We start from the raw sequence: 13,843 nt of genomic DNA on the forward strand, positions 1-13,843 counted from the left end.
TTTTGTACAAAAGAATTTAAAACTATGTTAGAGAAATTAGAAGCGATAAAGTTGCGTTGGGAAGATGTAGAAGAGCAATTGAGCAATCCTGATACAATACAGGATATGAAACGTTTTGCTGCTTTAAATAAGGAATACAAAGACTTGGGCAAGATTGTAGATGAATATAAAATCTACAAAAATGTGATGAGTAATATTGAGGCCAACAAAGAGATTTTGAGCACTGAGAAAGATCAGGAAATGCGTGAAATGGCGAAAGAAGAATTGGATTTGTTATTGGAACAACAGGAAAAAATGGAAGAAGCTATCCGTTTGATGCTGATTCCAAAAGATCCAGAAGATGCTAAAAATGCAGTTTTCGAGATTAGAGGTGGAACTGGAGGAGATGAAGCTGCGCTATTTGCAGGCGATTTGTATAGAATGTATAGCCGCTTCTTTGATCAGAAGGGTTGGAAAGTTGAAACTGTTGATGTAACTGAAGGTACTGCTGGTGGATATAAAGAGGTGATTTTAAAAGTGACGGGAGAGGACGTTTACGGACAATTGAAATATGAATCAGGTGTGCACCGCGTACAACGTGTGCCTGATACAGAAACGCAAGGTCGAGTACATACATCGGCAGCATCCGTTGCTGTTTTGCCAGAAGCTGAAGAAATTGATTTGTACATTAACCCAGCAGATATCGAATTACATACATCACGTTCTGGTGGTGCCGGTGGTCAAAATGTAAACAAAGTAGAAACAAAAGTACAATTAACACATAAACCATCTGGTATTGTAGTAGTTTGTCAGCAAGATAGATCGCAGTTGGGTAACCGTTTAATTGCAATGGAGATGTTGCGTAGCAAATTATATGATATTGAATTGCAGAAAAAGAATGGTGATATTGCTGCTAGACGTAAAACAATGGTATCTACAGGAGATAGATCTGCAAAGATAAGAACGTACAATTATCCACAGGGAAGAGTAACGGATCATCGTATTGGTTTGACGTTATATAACTTAAATGGTGTAATGGATGGTGGTGTACAAGAGTTAATCGACGCTTTACAATTTGCAGAGAACGCAGAGAAGATGAAAGAAGGTGCTGTCATTTAATGACTTACAATTATTTTAACTTTTTTGTTGTAAAATAAATTAAAGACGCTATATTTGCAATCCCAATCCGAAAGTGATTTTGTTTTGGGAAACGGGCCGGTAGTTCAGCTGGTTAGAATGCCGCCCTGTCACGGCGGAGGTCGCGGGTTCGAGTTCCGTCCGGCCCGCAAGAAGCCTTAACGAAAGTTGAGGCTTTTTTGATTCTTAGCTTATTTCAATCGTCTTGGCAAAAAGGTTAAAATAATGCCTTTAAAATTCGCCAATACATCCCAAAACTTTCTGTTGCTGTCTATTTCACTTTCACCACAATCAATAATATCACTTCGATTAATAATAAAATCTGCAGCTTCCTCTACCAATTTTAAACTAATTAGATTTTTTATTGCCTTTGCAAAATAACTCGCATAAGCGTGTGCCCATATCTCAATAATTAACGAATCGTTGGTGATTGCTAATTCCTTCCCAAAGAAGTTTAAATAGTCTATTTTGATACTATTAACCAAAACTTCCGAACGTTGCTCGATATCGGTAATCAAAAATTTTTGTAATGCTTTAGGTCGTTTAATCCTGATAAGTTGCTTTTCAAAAACGACCAGTAATTTGCAACCGCTTAGCTCATATGTTTTTTCCATTGATATAAGCTTTTTTCATGTAGGTGATTACTTCATCATTCACATCTTCTGGTAAATAGATCCTTAAATGATGGTTGTAGTCATTACTTTCTGGTACGGCTGCTATTTTACGAAAACAATAATTATCGTCGAAGGGCTCATTAAAAGGGAATACAACATCCATAAAATCTTTTCCTAATTTAATGATATAAGCAAATCGTTTATTGGCCACAAGAGCTATCATAGATTTTGTCGCTTGCAATTTTATATCCCCAATTTCATTATATTTTAAAATAAAATGATTGAATAAACCGACTGTTGTTTCACTTTTCCCTATAAGAAAATCATTAATTGTTTTATCTCCACAATAATGAATTTGATTGGAATTCTTAAAAGTCTGATTACATAAAGCGCAAGTCCACATATTGAATGATCAAATAAAGCAACGCTAAGTTAAATATTTGCGCAGATTATCAAACGTTTGCGTTGTGTAAATCACCAGATTCTTGTAGCTCAAAAGGGTATTTTTTATAATTTACAATTAATTAACAACAACCTGAAAACCAAAAACACAAAATGGAAAGAAGAGATTTTATTAAAAATGGTGCTGTTGCAGCTGCAGGCATAAGTATTTTACCTACCGGAACTTTATTTGCAAAGGATAATGGTAGAGTAAGATTAGGCTATATTGGCGTTGGTGCAAGAGGAATGAGTCACATTAGTGAGGGTGTATTAAGAGATGATGTAGAAATTGTGGCTATTTGCGATACACAAGAGAGTTCTTTAAAAATATGTAGGTCATTTATTGCTAAATCTGGCCGACCTGCAGCTAAAGAATATACCGGCGGACTTGATGCATATAAAGCATTATTAGATATAAAAGATATAGATGCAGTAATTATTGCTACACCATGGCAATTCCATCACCCACAAGCTATATATGCGATGAAAGCAGGCAAATATGTTGGCTGTGAGGTAATTGCTGGTTTAACTGTAGAAGAGCATTGGGATATTGTAAAAACTTCAGAAAAAACGGGAATGCCATATTCTACTTTAGAAAACGTTTGCTACCGCAGAGATGTAATGGCAGTTTTAAATATGGTTAGACAAGGCGTTTTTGGGGAGTTAGTTCATTTAGAAGGGGGCTATCAACATAATTTAAGAAATGTGCTTTTTAACAACGGTAAAAATTATTATGGTGGAGGAGTGGAATACGGCCCTAATGCTTTGAGTGAGGCACAATGGCGTACACAATTTAATATTGACCAAGATGGAGATTTGTATCCAACTCATGGTGCTGGTCCTGTAATGCAATATGCAAATATTAATAGAGGTAACCGATTTACAAATTTGGTTTCTTTTAGCTCTAAGGCACGTGGTTTAGCGAGTTATGTAAATGATCTTTCACCTGGTCATCCAAATTCGAAAATTAATTATAAAAATGGTGATGTAACCACCACACTGATTAATTGTGCAAACGGCGAAACTGTATTGTTATCTCATGATACACATTTGCCAAGACCATATTCTTTAGGATTTAGAGTGCAAGGAACTGAAGGTATTTGGATGGACGTTGCTAAATCAATATATATTGAAAAACAGGCAAAAAGAAATGATGCATGGGAGCCAGTAAAAGAATGGTTTGATAAATACGATCATCCAGTTTGGAAAAAATACGCAAAAGAAGCTGAAGGAGCAGGGCATGGTGGCATGGATTGGTTTGTATTTAATGGGTTTATTCAGGCTGTAAAGGCGAAAAAACAGACACCAATTGACGTGTATGATTCTGTAACGATGAGTGTTATCACTCCTTTATCTACAAAGTCTTTAAAAGAAGGAAATAAACCACAAGAATTTCCAGATTTTACAAGAGGAGCGTGGAAAGATAGAAAAAATGTGTTCGCACTTGATGATAGCGGATTTTAAGATTTTTAAGAGGCTGAAATTATTTCAGCCTTTTTTTATCCTTTATGACTTTCTATAAGTTGAGATTCGATTATTGTTTTATAATAACCTTGGGTTTCTTCATTAACGTCGCTATTTAATAAATCTAATAACGTATCAATCGCTTTTTGCCCTTGTATTGCAGGAAACTGTTCAACCGAAGCAACTGGAGGATGCTCCATAAAACCAATAATTGAAGAATTTGCATAACTTACAAATTCAATTTGTTGGTCAAGATTTAAGTTTAAACGTCTTAAAGATTTAATTGCAAAAGCAGATACATAATCATTAAATGTAACAATAGCTGTTGGTTTCCGTTTGTGATTTAATAAAGTTTCTAATGCTGTTTTAGTGCCACCTTCAGTTAAATCACAATCAACAATTAAAGTAGGGTCAAACTTTAGCCTATTTTTGTAAAGCGCTTTTATATAGCCTTCTTTTCTTTGTCCGCTAGCAACAAGTGTACTTGGCCCATTAATTAATCCAATACTCCTGTGACCTCTTTTTAATAAATAATTAACCGCTTCAATGCTGCCTGTTTCTATGTTACAAGCTACATAATGGATGTTTTTAATTGGAGGAATTCGATCAAAGAATACAACAGGAATTTGGTGTTTCCTCAGCAATTCAAAATGATCAAAATTAGAAGTTGTTTTAGCTACTGAAACTAATAAACCATCAATTCTATGGTTCTTCATTTTTTCCACTAATTGCTTTTCTCTTTCTTCATCATCATGAGATTGAGCTAATAATACAGTGTAATTTTTCTTGTATGCAATATCTTCAATTGCACTAATTGCAGAAGCGAAAAATGCTTCAGCCAGTTCAGGTAAAATTACACCTATGGTAAATGTTTTCCCTTTTTGAAAAAAAATAGCAGTTTGATTAGGTTCATATTCCATTTCTTTGGCCATTAGCTTAACTTTTTGCTGCGTAGTTAAGCTAATGCTTGGATGGCCATGTAATGCCCTAGAAACTGTTGAAATAGACAAATCGAGCTTTTTTGCGATTTCCTTAATGGTAATGGGTTTCTTAATCATCTGTCTGTTGCGCCAAAAGGCTTTCCGAAGATAACTATTTTATACTATATATTAAATATCAAACGTTTGTGCTAAATTAATTATCATTTTGGCCATTAACGCCAGTTAAAATAGCTCTTGTTCATCACGATCTGCTACAGGAATTTTCTTTAGAAAATCGTCAAATGCTGGTCCATCATTATCAGAATAAATGCCATAAGCATCTAAAATGTAACCAATATTTTTCTCGTTATCTTCCACTAAATAAAGTACGGAGTTATCTGCTGGATCAGACATGCCCTCAAAACGATATGTTTTTACGATTGTCAACTCATCAGGTGTATATATTTTATTCAAATTAGTCGATTGCATTTTCCCATGATCTGACATTCTAATTTCATTATCCTTTCCTTTAAGTCTTAATTTCTCTAATATTTGACTTAAAGTGTTCATTTCTACTGGCTGTTCCATGATTTTTAATATTTATGTATCGTAAAAACAACAGCAATTGAAATTGGTTTTTTATTTCGGATAGATAATTGAAAATTAAAATTTTGATCTTAAGGAATTTTATCTTGACAATATTTTCAGTATTAAAATGAGCTATAATTGAATGTGGTTAAGAAAAACTAATTACTTTTATGAAATACGTGATAAAATGTCATCTTATTTAAAACCTAAACAAGATGGCAACAACACTTAACATTCCTCAAAACGGCAAGGCTGTAAAAGGAAGAACCAAAAAACCATTACCCAATGTAGATTTAACCGCAATGGTAGACTTAGCATTTCTATTGATAACTTTCTTTATGCTAACTACATCGTTGGCCAAAATGAAAGCTTTAGAGATTGCAAAGCCAGTAGAATCTCCCATTCCATCTGCATACCCTCAGTCAAGAACCATGACTATTTTACTTGGAAAGAATAATCAAGCAATTTATTATATGGGTGAAGCAGGAAAAACTGAAATGAATATAATAAACATGAAGGATATTCAACGGAAGATTATAGCAAATAAACAACTAGTTGCTAGCACACATACTACTGCATTAAAAAAGGAAATGATTGTGATTATCAAACCTACTAATACTTCAAGCTATAAGAATTTTGTAGATGTAATAGATGAAATGAATATCTCAAACATTAAATCTTATGCAATAGATGATAAATACATCTCTGACAGAGAGAAAGCATTTTTGAAAGAAAAAGGAATATAAAAAAGCCCTTTAGATTTATTCTGAAGGGCTTTTATATATTTAATATAATTGATTATAAACCAAATGCAGCTTTTACTTTATCTACGAAATCAAGTTTTTCCCAAGTAAATAATTCTACAGTAACAGTCTTTTCTTCACCATTAGGTGTTCTAAAAGTTTTTGTAACTGTTTCAGGTTTACGACCCATGTGCCCGTAAGCGGCAGTTTCGCTATAAATCGGGTTTCGCAATTTTAAACGTTGCTCAATAAAATAAGGACGCATATCGAAAATGGATTCTACTTTTTTGCTGATTTCGCCATCGGTTAAATTTACCTTAGAAGTACCATAAGTTACTACGTTTATTGAGGTTGGCTTTGCAACACCAATTGCGTAACTCACTTGGACTAAAATTTCGTCTGCTAAACCAGCAGCAACTAAGTTTTTAGCGATATGACGAGTTGCATAAGCTGCACTTCTATCTACTTTACTTGGGTCTTTTCCAGAAAATGCACCACCACCGTGAGCACCTTTTCCCCCATACGTATCAACAATAATTTTTCTTCCTGTTAAGCCAGTATCGCCATGTGGCCCACCAATAACAAATTTTCCAGTTGGGTTAATATGATAGGTGATTTGATCATTAAATAAATGAGCATATTGAGGATATTTCGCTTTAATTCTAGGAATTAAAATAGAAACTAAATCCGATTTAATTTTTGCCAGCATAGTCGCCTCTTCATCAAAATCATCATGTTGAGTTGAGATTACAATTGCATCAATTCGTTGCGGTTTATTATCATCTGAATATTCTAAAGTTACCTGAGATTTTGCATCTGGACGTAAATACGTAATTTCAGCATTCTCTCTTCTTAAATTAGCTAATTCGATTAATAATGCATGAGATAAATCAAGAGCCAAAGGCATATAATTTTCAGTTTCATTAGTTGCATAACCGAACATCATTCCCTGATCGCCTGCACCTTGCTCTTCTTTTGTAGTTCTATCTACACCCTGGTTAATATCTTGAGACTGTTCGTGAATAGCTGATAAAATTCCACAAGAATTTGCTTCGAACATATATTCACTTTTAGTGTAACCAATTTTTTTGATTACATCTCTAGCAATCTGTTGTACATCTAAATAGGTTTTAGATTTAACTTCACCTGCTAAAATAACTTGGCCAGTAGTAACTAAAGTTTCGCACGCAACTTTAGATTCGCTATCGAATGCTAAAAAGTTATCAATTAATGCGTCCGAAATTTGATCTGCAATTTTATCTGGATGACCTTCAGATACAGATTCTGATGTAAATAAATACGACATTTTAAATAATTAATTCTTTAATAAAACTTATTATGTAAAATGGATTTTGATCCTGTAAACAGGCAGTAAAAGGAAGTGTGGTAATGGTTAGCACTTTTTTTTACGTGGTTGCAATCCAGCTAATATTTCATAGCATCGCAAATCAGTCCACTTTTAACAGCGCAAAATTACTATAATATTATTAATAGTCAAAAAATATCAGGTATTTTGTGCAACCAAATCCTTTGTAAATTGTTAAAAGCAAATATCTTATTTATTATTAATCCAATATCTGGCGGGAAAAAAAAGCAGATGATGCCGGCATTAATAGATTCTCAACTTGATAAAACGAAATTTAATCCAAATTTTAGTTTTACAGAATATGTTGGGCATGCGGCAGAATTAGCAGAAGAAGCCGCTAATAAAAATTTTGATGTAATTGTTGCTGTGGGGGGCGATGGAACAATAAATGAGATTGCACCCAAAGTAATGCAGCTGAATAAAACTTTAGCTATAATTCCTTTTGGCTCTGGTAATGGTTTAGCTCGATTCTTGAAGATTCCAATGAATTCTAAGAAAGCAATTCAATTAATTAATACGTTTAATACCCAAATTATTGATGCAGCCAAACTAAATAGCAAATACTTTTTTAACATGGCAGGAATGGGTTTTGATGCTCACATTAGTTCGGTATTTGCAGGAAATAAACGTAGAGGCTTAAAAGGATACATAGAAATGGGCTTAAAGGAAATGATTGCTTATAAACCGCAAAATTATGAAATTGAAATTGATGGAATAAGTTATACTCGAGATGCCTTTGTAGTAAGCATTGCGAACTCATCTCAATACGGTAATAACGTATATATATCACCCAAATCTTCTTTAACGGATGGGTTATTAGATGTTTGTATTGTGAAACCATTTCCATTATACAAATTGCCAATACTAGCCTATCAGATGGTGAGGGCAACTACTGATAAATCTGAAATGATAGAAATAATTAGAGGTAAACATATTAAAATTACTAGAGTAAAAGAAGATTCTATTCATTTAGATGGGGAACCTTTCTTTATGGGGAAAGATTTAGAAATAGAAGTAATCCCAGCAGCTTTAAAAATAATTACTGCAACAAAAGATTAGAATTGAGAAGATTTAAATATTAAACAGTGGCAAAAGAGAAAAAAAAGGTAATTAACGATTTTGGTGGAATTATGTATTCAACAGATCCTTCATTTATTTATGATGATGAAGCGGCTGCGACTGATGAGCCAATTCCAAATGCTCAACAAGATTTAAGAGTAACACTTGACAAAAAGAATAGAGGTGGTAAAGCCGTAACATTGATTACAGGTTTTATAGGGGATGATGAAAAATTAATGGCATTGGCAAAAATGCTAAAAACAAAATGTGGAGTAGGTGGCGCAGCTAAAGATGGAGAAATTTTAATACAAGGAGATTTTAGAGATAAGGTGATTTCAATCCTCCAAAAAGAAGGTTATAAAGTAAAAAAATCTGGAGGTTAATGTAGTGTTAATTTTTAACATAATATATTGATAATAAGTGTTTTAAACGTTAGTGTATTTGCCACAATAAGTAAAATTTTTCCAAAAAAAGCGTATTTTTTGCGTTAATATCTGCTTAGCTTTGCATGATATTAGACCAAATATATGAGCAATAAAAATGTAAAGCAGCCCGATTTAGGCTATCTAAATTTAAGTGCTAAAACAGTTAAATATCAATTAAGTGTAGCAGAATTAGTTGAAGAAGCTTTAAAAAATGACGAAGGTACTTTAGCGGATAACGGTGCATTGGCGGTTGATACAGGCAAATTTACAGGACGTTCTCCTAAAGATCGTTTTATAGTTTGCGATGAAGTCACCGAAAATGCAGTTTGGTGGGGTGATATAAATATTAAAATAAGCCCAGCACATTTCAATCAACTGTTTGATAAAATAACTAACCATTTAAGTACAAAACAGATTTATGTTCGTGATGCGTATGCATGCGCAGATGATAATTATAGAACTACTATTCGTGTTGTTACAGAAGATGCCTTCCAAAATCTTTTTGCAAACAACTTATTTTTAAGATTTCCACAAGAAGAACTTCCAGAACAACCAGAGTGGACAATTATTGCAGCACCTTCATTTTTAGCTAATCCTTCAACGGATGGAACCCGCCAGCCCAATTTCTCTATTTTAAACTTCTCAAAGAAGATGATTTTAATTGGCGGTACAGCATATACTGGTGAAATTAAAAAAGGAATTTTTTCGGTATTAAATTTTATATTACCTGAACAAAAAAACACATTATCAATGCATTGTTCTGCTAATGTTGGGGAAGATGGAGATACAGCTATATTTTTTGGATTATCAGGAACTGGTAAAACAACGTTATCTGCGGATCCAAAAAGAGCTTTAATAGGTGATGATGAACATGGGTGGGGAGAAACCTCAGTTTTCAATTTTGAAGGTGGTTGCTATGCAAAATGTATAGATTTAACAGCCCAAAATGAACCACAAATATACAATGCAATTAAATTCGGCTCTTTATTAGAAAACACAAACTATTTTCCAAATACACGCATTGTTGATTTTTCAAATATTGAAAAAACAGAAAATACTAGAGTTGCTTATCCTATAAACTATATAGATAATGCGATGGTGCCTTCAGTAGCATCAGTTCCAAAAAATATCTTTTTCTTAACAGCGGATGCATTTGGGGTATTGCCTCCAATCTCTAAACTAACCCCAGGTCAGGCAATGTTTCACTTTATATCTGGTTATACTGCAAAAGTAGCTGGTACCGAAGCTGGGGTTACAGAACCTCAATTAACTTTCTCTGCTTGTTTTGGTAAGGCATTTTTACCATTACATCCTGCTAAATATGCCAAATTATTGGGTGAAAAAATGGAGAAGAATAAAGTTAACGTCTGGTTAATCAACACAGGATGGAGTGGCGGACCTTATGGAGTAGGGACTAGAATGAAATTAACTTATACCAGGGCGATGATTAGTGCGGCATTAAATGGTAGTTTGGCAAAAGCCGATTTTGTAGAACATCCTGTATTTGGATTATTAATGCCAACAAATTGTCCAGATGTGCCCTCAGAAATTTTGAATCCTCGAAACACATGGTCAAACAAACAAAATTACGATAGTAAGGCAAATGAATTAGCTGCGGCATTTTTAGATAACTTTAAGCAATTTGAAGATTTTGCCAATGAAGAAATACAAAACGCACTCCCGAAAGTGGTTGAAAATGTACATTAGTGTATTTTTTTTGCTTAAAATTTGTTTTTAATTAAATTTTTAGTTTTAATTGCGGAAGATTGTCTCGAACAAAGGCAATCTTTTTTGGTTATACACTTAGCTCAAAAAGAAAAAGGGGCTAGCGTAACGAATTAATTGTATAACGATTATTTAATTTGTAATTTAAAATCAATTTATAAATTTGCTAAACGCAACAATTGATTTCAATAAACGTTGTGTGTATTACTATATTATTTAAATAATTTCTTTAAATTTAAAACAAGTACTAAAACTAAAAAACTAAAAAAAAATGGCAAACGCACCAAAACCAACAACAGTTAAAAAAGAGAGTTCAACTGCATCTAATTTATTTGCAACTCTTGTTATTCCTATTTGTATCCTTATCGGGATATCACTTTTCATTTTTGTATTGGGTAAACCGTCAAACTTTACAATTGATGATTCTATTGCAAAAGCAAACAGTACAGTTTCATTAGCTTTCTTTAATGATGATACAACTCACATTTTACCTAAAGTTGGTAACTATGGTGGTATGGCTTACAAAGGCGGATTTATTGTGCCAATATTAATGGGTATGCTTTTAATGGTATTTGTATTCTCAATTGAGCGTTTAATTGTAATTGGTAAAGCGACAGGTAAAGGAAGCTTAGATTCTTTTGTTAAAAAAATTCAATCACTTTTAAGCTCAGGTAATATCTCAGCAGCTGCAGCAGAATGTGATAAACAAGAAGGTTCGGTTGCGAACGTAATTAAATCTGGCCTTAAAAAATATGGTGAGATGGAAGACGAGAAAAACATGGACACTGATCAAAAATGTTTAGCTATCCAAAAAGATATTGAAGAAGCTACTTCATTAGAAATGCCAATGTTAGAGCAAAACTTAACAATCATCGCTACGTTGGTATCAGTAGGTACGTTAATGGGTCTATTAGGTACAGTAACAGGTATGATTAAGGCGTTTGGTGGTTTGGCTAACTCTGGAGCACCAGATCAAGCGGCATTAGCAACTGGTATTTCTGAAGCTTTGATTAACACAGCTACTGGTATTGGTACTTCTACATTAGCGATTATCATGTACAACATCTTAACTTCGAAAATCGATAAATTAACTTATGCTATTGATGAGGCAGGTTTTAGCATCATCCAAACTTACGCTTCTACACATAAATAGAAATTATTTTAATTTTTTTTTACCGGCTTTATGGAAAACCGGAAGAATTAACATCATTAATTAAAATATTATAATTTTTATATTATGCCTAGAGTAAAAGTTCCAAGAAAGAGTACCTCAGTAGACATGACCGCAATGTGCGATGTGGCCTTCTTGTTGTTAACTTTCTTTATTTTAACGGCAACTTCACGTCAACCAGATCCGTTGGATATCAAAACTCCATCGTCTACGGTTCAATTTAAGGTGCCTGATAAAGATTTGGCAATATTGAGTATCGGTAAAGGAAAAGTTTTTATGGAGATCATTGGTCAAGACGTAAAAAAATTGACCTTACAAAAAATGGCTACATTATATGGTACCTCATTTACAGAAGATGAAGCAAAACGTTTTGGTGTAATTTCATCATTCGGAGTTCCATTTGGTAACCTAAAGCAGTTCATTAATTTGAATGGTGATGATCGTGCAAAATTTGAAGCAAAACTAAACGGAATACCAACAGATTCTACCACTAATGGCGAACTATATAGATGGATAGAACAATCTCGTAGAGCTACTGCTGAATTGCACAATACCGAAATGAGAGTAAGTATTAAAGGAGATGGAAAAGAAGAATATCCAACAATTAGAAAAATTGTAGACGTACTTCAAAAACAACAAGTTAACAAATTTAGTTTAATTACATCAGCGGAAGCTGCTGCTAAATAAAAGAAGCGATGGCAGAATTAAATACAGGTGGCGATGGCGGTAAAGGCGGCAAAGTAAGAAGTAAAAAACAATCTACACGTGTAGATTTAACCGCAATGGTTGATTTAGCGTTCTTATTGATTACTTTCTTCATGCTAACTACTTCCTTATCAAAACCATTAGCAATGGATATTGCTAAACCCGATAAAGACGTTAAAGATTTAAATAAACTTGAGTTGAAAGCATCTCAAACAATGACGATCTTATTAGGTAAGAATGATAAAATTGCATGGTATATGGGAGAGGCTGGTAAATCAACACCAACTATTGAAGGTTTTAATGATATTAGAGCATCACTCCTGAAAAATAAACAAGAAGTAAAAGATAAAATGGGTAAAGACATCATTATTGTGGTGAAACCTACCGATGCATCTACTTACGAAAATTTTGTTAATATCATGGACGAATTGAATATTACCAAAACTAATATTAATGCACCAGCTATTGATGATGATCCTAAACACCTAATGGATAGTGAAAAAGAAGCTATGAAAACAGGTGGGATTTTATAATAAAATAATAACAAATTAAAATATTAAGCAATGTTTGGATCTAAAATAGATTTATTTAACAAAGAGTGGCTTGATGTAATATTTGCCAAAAAGAATAAGAATTATGGAGCTTACGAGCTTCGTCAAACTAATGCGGCTAATACATCAAAATCACTACTTATTGCATCGGCAATATTTATATTACTGTTCTTAGCGCCAAAAATTTACGCTCTGATTGCAGGAATATTGCCTGAGCCACCTAAGGAAAAAGTGGTAGAAATGGTGATGCAACCACCTCCACCAATTAATCCGGATGTGAAAACTCCACCACCAGTTGAGCCACCTCCACCAAAGCAGGATCAAATTAAGTTTCCTCCTCCAATTGTGAAACCGGATAACGAGGTACGTGACGAAGAACCGCCTAAGGCAGAAGATTTGAAAAAAGCAGATCCTGGGCAAAAAACAATTGAAGGTGATCCATCAGCAGATATTGTGCAAATTGCACCTGCAGGTGAAGGACCGAAACAAGCAGCCCAAGTTGAAGATAATACGGTATATAATTTCGTAAGTATGGAAAATCCGCCAAGTTACCCAGGTGGTATTCAGAAATTTTATGATTATTTAGGTACCATTAAGTATCCAGCAATGGCAACTGAGGCAGGAATTTCTGGGACACTGTACTTATCATTTACAATCGAAAAAGATGGTTCTGTAACTGACGCTAAAGTTGATAGAAAAGTAGGATATGGAATGGATGAAGAAGCACTTAAAGTCCTAAGAGCGAGTAAAAGATGGAATCCAGGTATGCAAAATGGTAAACCTGTACGTGTTAAATATAATATTCCAATTAAATTTAACTTGCAACAATAAACATCAAAATGTTTAATCTGAATTACTTTAAACAGAAATCGCCTCAACAGCGATTTCTGTTTATTTTAGGGCTTACTATGTTTCTGTTTTATTTAGTTTTAGGCTCTATCTTAATTTTTTGGAA

General features: G+C 33.7%; 15 protein-coding genes and 1 tRNA gene. 11 read left to right on the plus strand and 5 right to left on the minus strand.

The window, feature by feature from the left end; translation table 11 throughout:
• Window positions 1-24 precede the first annotated feature (24 nt).
• Both prfA and ACHMWN_RS06155 read left to right on the plus strand, forming a co-directional pair.
• On the plus strand, window positions 25-1,098 hold the full coding sequence (gene prfA, locus ACHMWN_RS06150; RefSeq protein WP_397298596.1) for a peptide chain release factor 1: 1,074 nt from the start codon (window positions 25-27) through the stop codon (window positions 1,096-1,098).
• A gap of 93 nt (window positions 1,099-1,191) precedes the next feature.
• Window positions 1,192-1,265, plus strand: a tRNA-Asp gene (locus ACHMWN_RS06155).
• A gap of 42 nt (window positions 1,266-1,307) precedes the next feature.
• On the opposite strand, the gene ACHMWN_RS06160 is transcribed toward ACHMWN_RS06155, so the two are convergent.
• Together ACHMWN_RS06160 and ACHMWN_RS06165 are read right to left on the minus strand one after the other, a co-directional pair.
• A complete protein-coding gene (locus ACHMWN_RS06160) occupies window positions 1,308-1,730 on the minus strand; it encodes a hypothetical protein (RefSeq protein ID WP_397298597.1) in 423 nt (140 codons plus the stop codon).
• The gene (locus tag ACHMWN_RS06165; RefSeq protein WP_397298598.1) at window positions 1,714-2,133 is read right to left on the minus strand and encodes a DUF5655 domain-containing protein; all 420 of its coding nucleotides are present in this window, start codon (window positions 2,131-2,133) and stop codon (window positions 1,714-1,716) included. The genes ACHMWN_RS06160 and ACHMWN_RS06165 overlap by 17 nt, the downstream gene beginning before the upstream one ends.
• Before the next feature lie 152 nt (window positions 2,134-2,285).
• Here ACHMWN_RS06165 and ACHMWN_RS06170 point away from each other — a divergent pair, with 152 nt between their 5' ends.
• Window positions 2,286-3,635 carry a Gfo/Idh/MocA family protein gene (locus ACHMWN_RS06170; RefSeq protein WP_397298599.1) on the plus strand — a complete coding sequence of 450 codons (1,350 nt, stop codon included), beginning with the start codon at window positions 2,286-2,288 and terminating at the stop codon, window positions 3,633-3,635.
• A 35-nt stretch (window positions 3,636-3,670) separates the two neighbouring features.
• On the opposite strand, the gene ACHMWN_RS06175 is transcribed toward ACHMWN_RS06170, so the two are convergent.
• Window positions 3,671-4,693, minus strand: coding sequence for a LacI family DNA-binding transcriptional regulator (locus tag ACHMWN_RS06175; protein ID WP_397298600.1), 1,023 nt, complete (start codon window positions 4,691-4,693; stop codon window positions 3,671-3,673).
• A 105-nt stretch (window positions 4,694-4,798) separates the two neighbouring features.
• The gene (locus tag ACHMWN_RS06180; RefSeq protein ID WP_397298601.1) at window positions 4,799-5,143 is read right to left on the minus strand and encodes a hypothetical protein; all 345 of its coding nucleotides are present in this window, start codon (window positions 5,141-5,143) and stop codon (window positions 4,799-4,801) included.
• 215 nt (window positions 5,144-5,358) lie between these two features.
• Between ACHMWN_RS06180 and ACHMWN_RS06185 the strand changes: the two genes are divergently transcribed.
• Window positions 5,359-5,889 carry an ExbD/TolR family protein gene (locus ACHMWN_RS06185; protein ID WP_397298603.1) on the plus strand — a complete coding sequence of 177 codons (531 nt, stop codon included), beginning with the start codon at window positions 5,359-5,361 and terminating at the stop codon, window positions 5,887-5,889.
• A gap of 52 nt (window positions 5,890-5,941) precedes the next feature.
• On the opposite strand, the gene metK is transcribed toward ACHMWN_RS06185, so the two are convergent.
• Entirely contained in the window at window positions 5,942-7,192 is a 1,251-nt protein-coding gene (metK, locus tag ACHMWN_RS06190) for a methionine adenosyltransferase (RefSeq protein WP_397298605.1), read from the minus strand.
• A gap of 231 nt (window positions 7,193-7,423) precedes the next feature.
• Here metK and ACHMWN_RS06195 point away from each other — a divergent pair, with 231 nt between their 5' ends.
• The 7 genes from ACHMWN_RS06195 (at window position 7,424) to ACHMWN_RS06225 (ending at window position 13,719) form a co-directional block, all read left to right on the plus strand.
• Window positions 7,424-8,311 carry a diacylglycerol/lipid kinase family protein gene (locus ACHMWN_RS06195; protein WP_397298607.1) on the plus strand — a complete coding sequence of 296 codons (888 nt, stop codon included), beginning with the start codon at window positions 7,424-7,426 and terminating at the stop codon, window positions 8,309-8,311.
• A 26-nt stretch (window positions 8,312-8,337) separates the two neighbouring features.
• Window positions 8,338-8,694 (plus strand): translation initiation factor, encoded by a 357-nt coding sequence (locus ACHMWN_RS06200; RefSeq protein ID WP_397298609.1) that lies wholly within the window; start codon window positions 8,338-8,340, stop codon window positions 8,692-8,694.
• Between the two features lie 144 nt (window positions 8,695-8,838).
• Window positions 8,839-10,443 carry a phosphoenolpyruvate carboxykinase (ATP) gene (gene pckA, locus ACHMWN_RS06205; RefSeq protein WP_397298610.1) on the plus strand — a complete coding sequence of 535 codons (1,605 nt, stop codon included), beginning with the start codon at window positions 8,839-8,841 and terminating at the stop codon, window positions 10,441-10,443.
• Between the two features lie 289 nt (window positions 10,444-10,732).
• On the plus strand, window positions 10,733-11,614 hold the full coding sequence (locus ACHMWN_RS06210; RefSeq protein ID WP_397298612.1) for a MotA/TolQ/ExbB proton channel family protein: 882 nt from the start codon (window positions 10,733-10,735) through the stop codon (window positions 11,612-11,614).
• Window positions 11,615-11,698: 84 nt separating this feature from the next.
• On the plus strand, window positions 11,699-12,319 hold the full coding sequence (locus ACHMWN_RS06215; RefSeq protein WP_397298614.1) for an ExbD/TolR family protein: 621 nt from the start codon (window positions 11,699-11,701) through the stop codon (window positions 12,317-12,319).
• Between the two features lie 8 nt (window positions 12,320-12,327).
• The gene (locus ACHMWN_RS06220) at window positions 12,328-12,870 is read left to right on the plus strand and encodes a biopolymer transporter ExbD (RefSeq protein WP_182922684.1); all 543 of its coding nucleotides are present in this window, start codon (window positions 12,328-12,330) and stop codon (window positions 12,868-12,870) included.
• 30 nt (window positions 12,871-12,900) lie between these two features.
• Window positions 12,901-13,719, plus strand: a complete 819-nt coding sequence (locus ACHMWN_RS06225) for an energy transducer TonB (RefSeq protein WP_397298616.1) — start codon at window positions 12,901-12,903, stop codon at window positions 13,717-13,719.
• The last annotated feature ends 124 nt before the right edge of the window (window positions 13,720-13,843 follow it).

Source organism: Pedobacter sp. UC225_61, from assembly GCF_044452285.1.
In the GTDB taxonomy this organism is placed as follows: domain Bacteria; phylum Bacteroidota; class Bacteroidia; order Sphingobacteriales; family Sphingobacteriaceae; genus Pedobacter.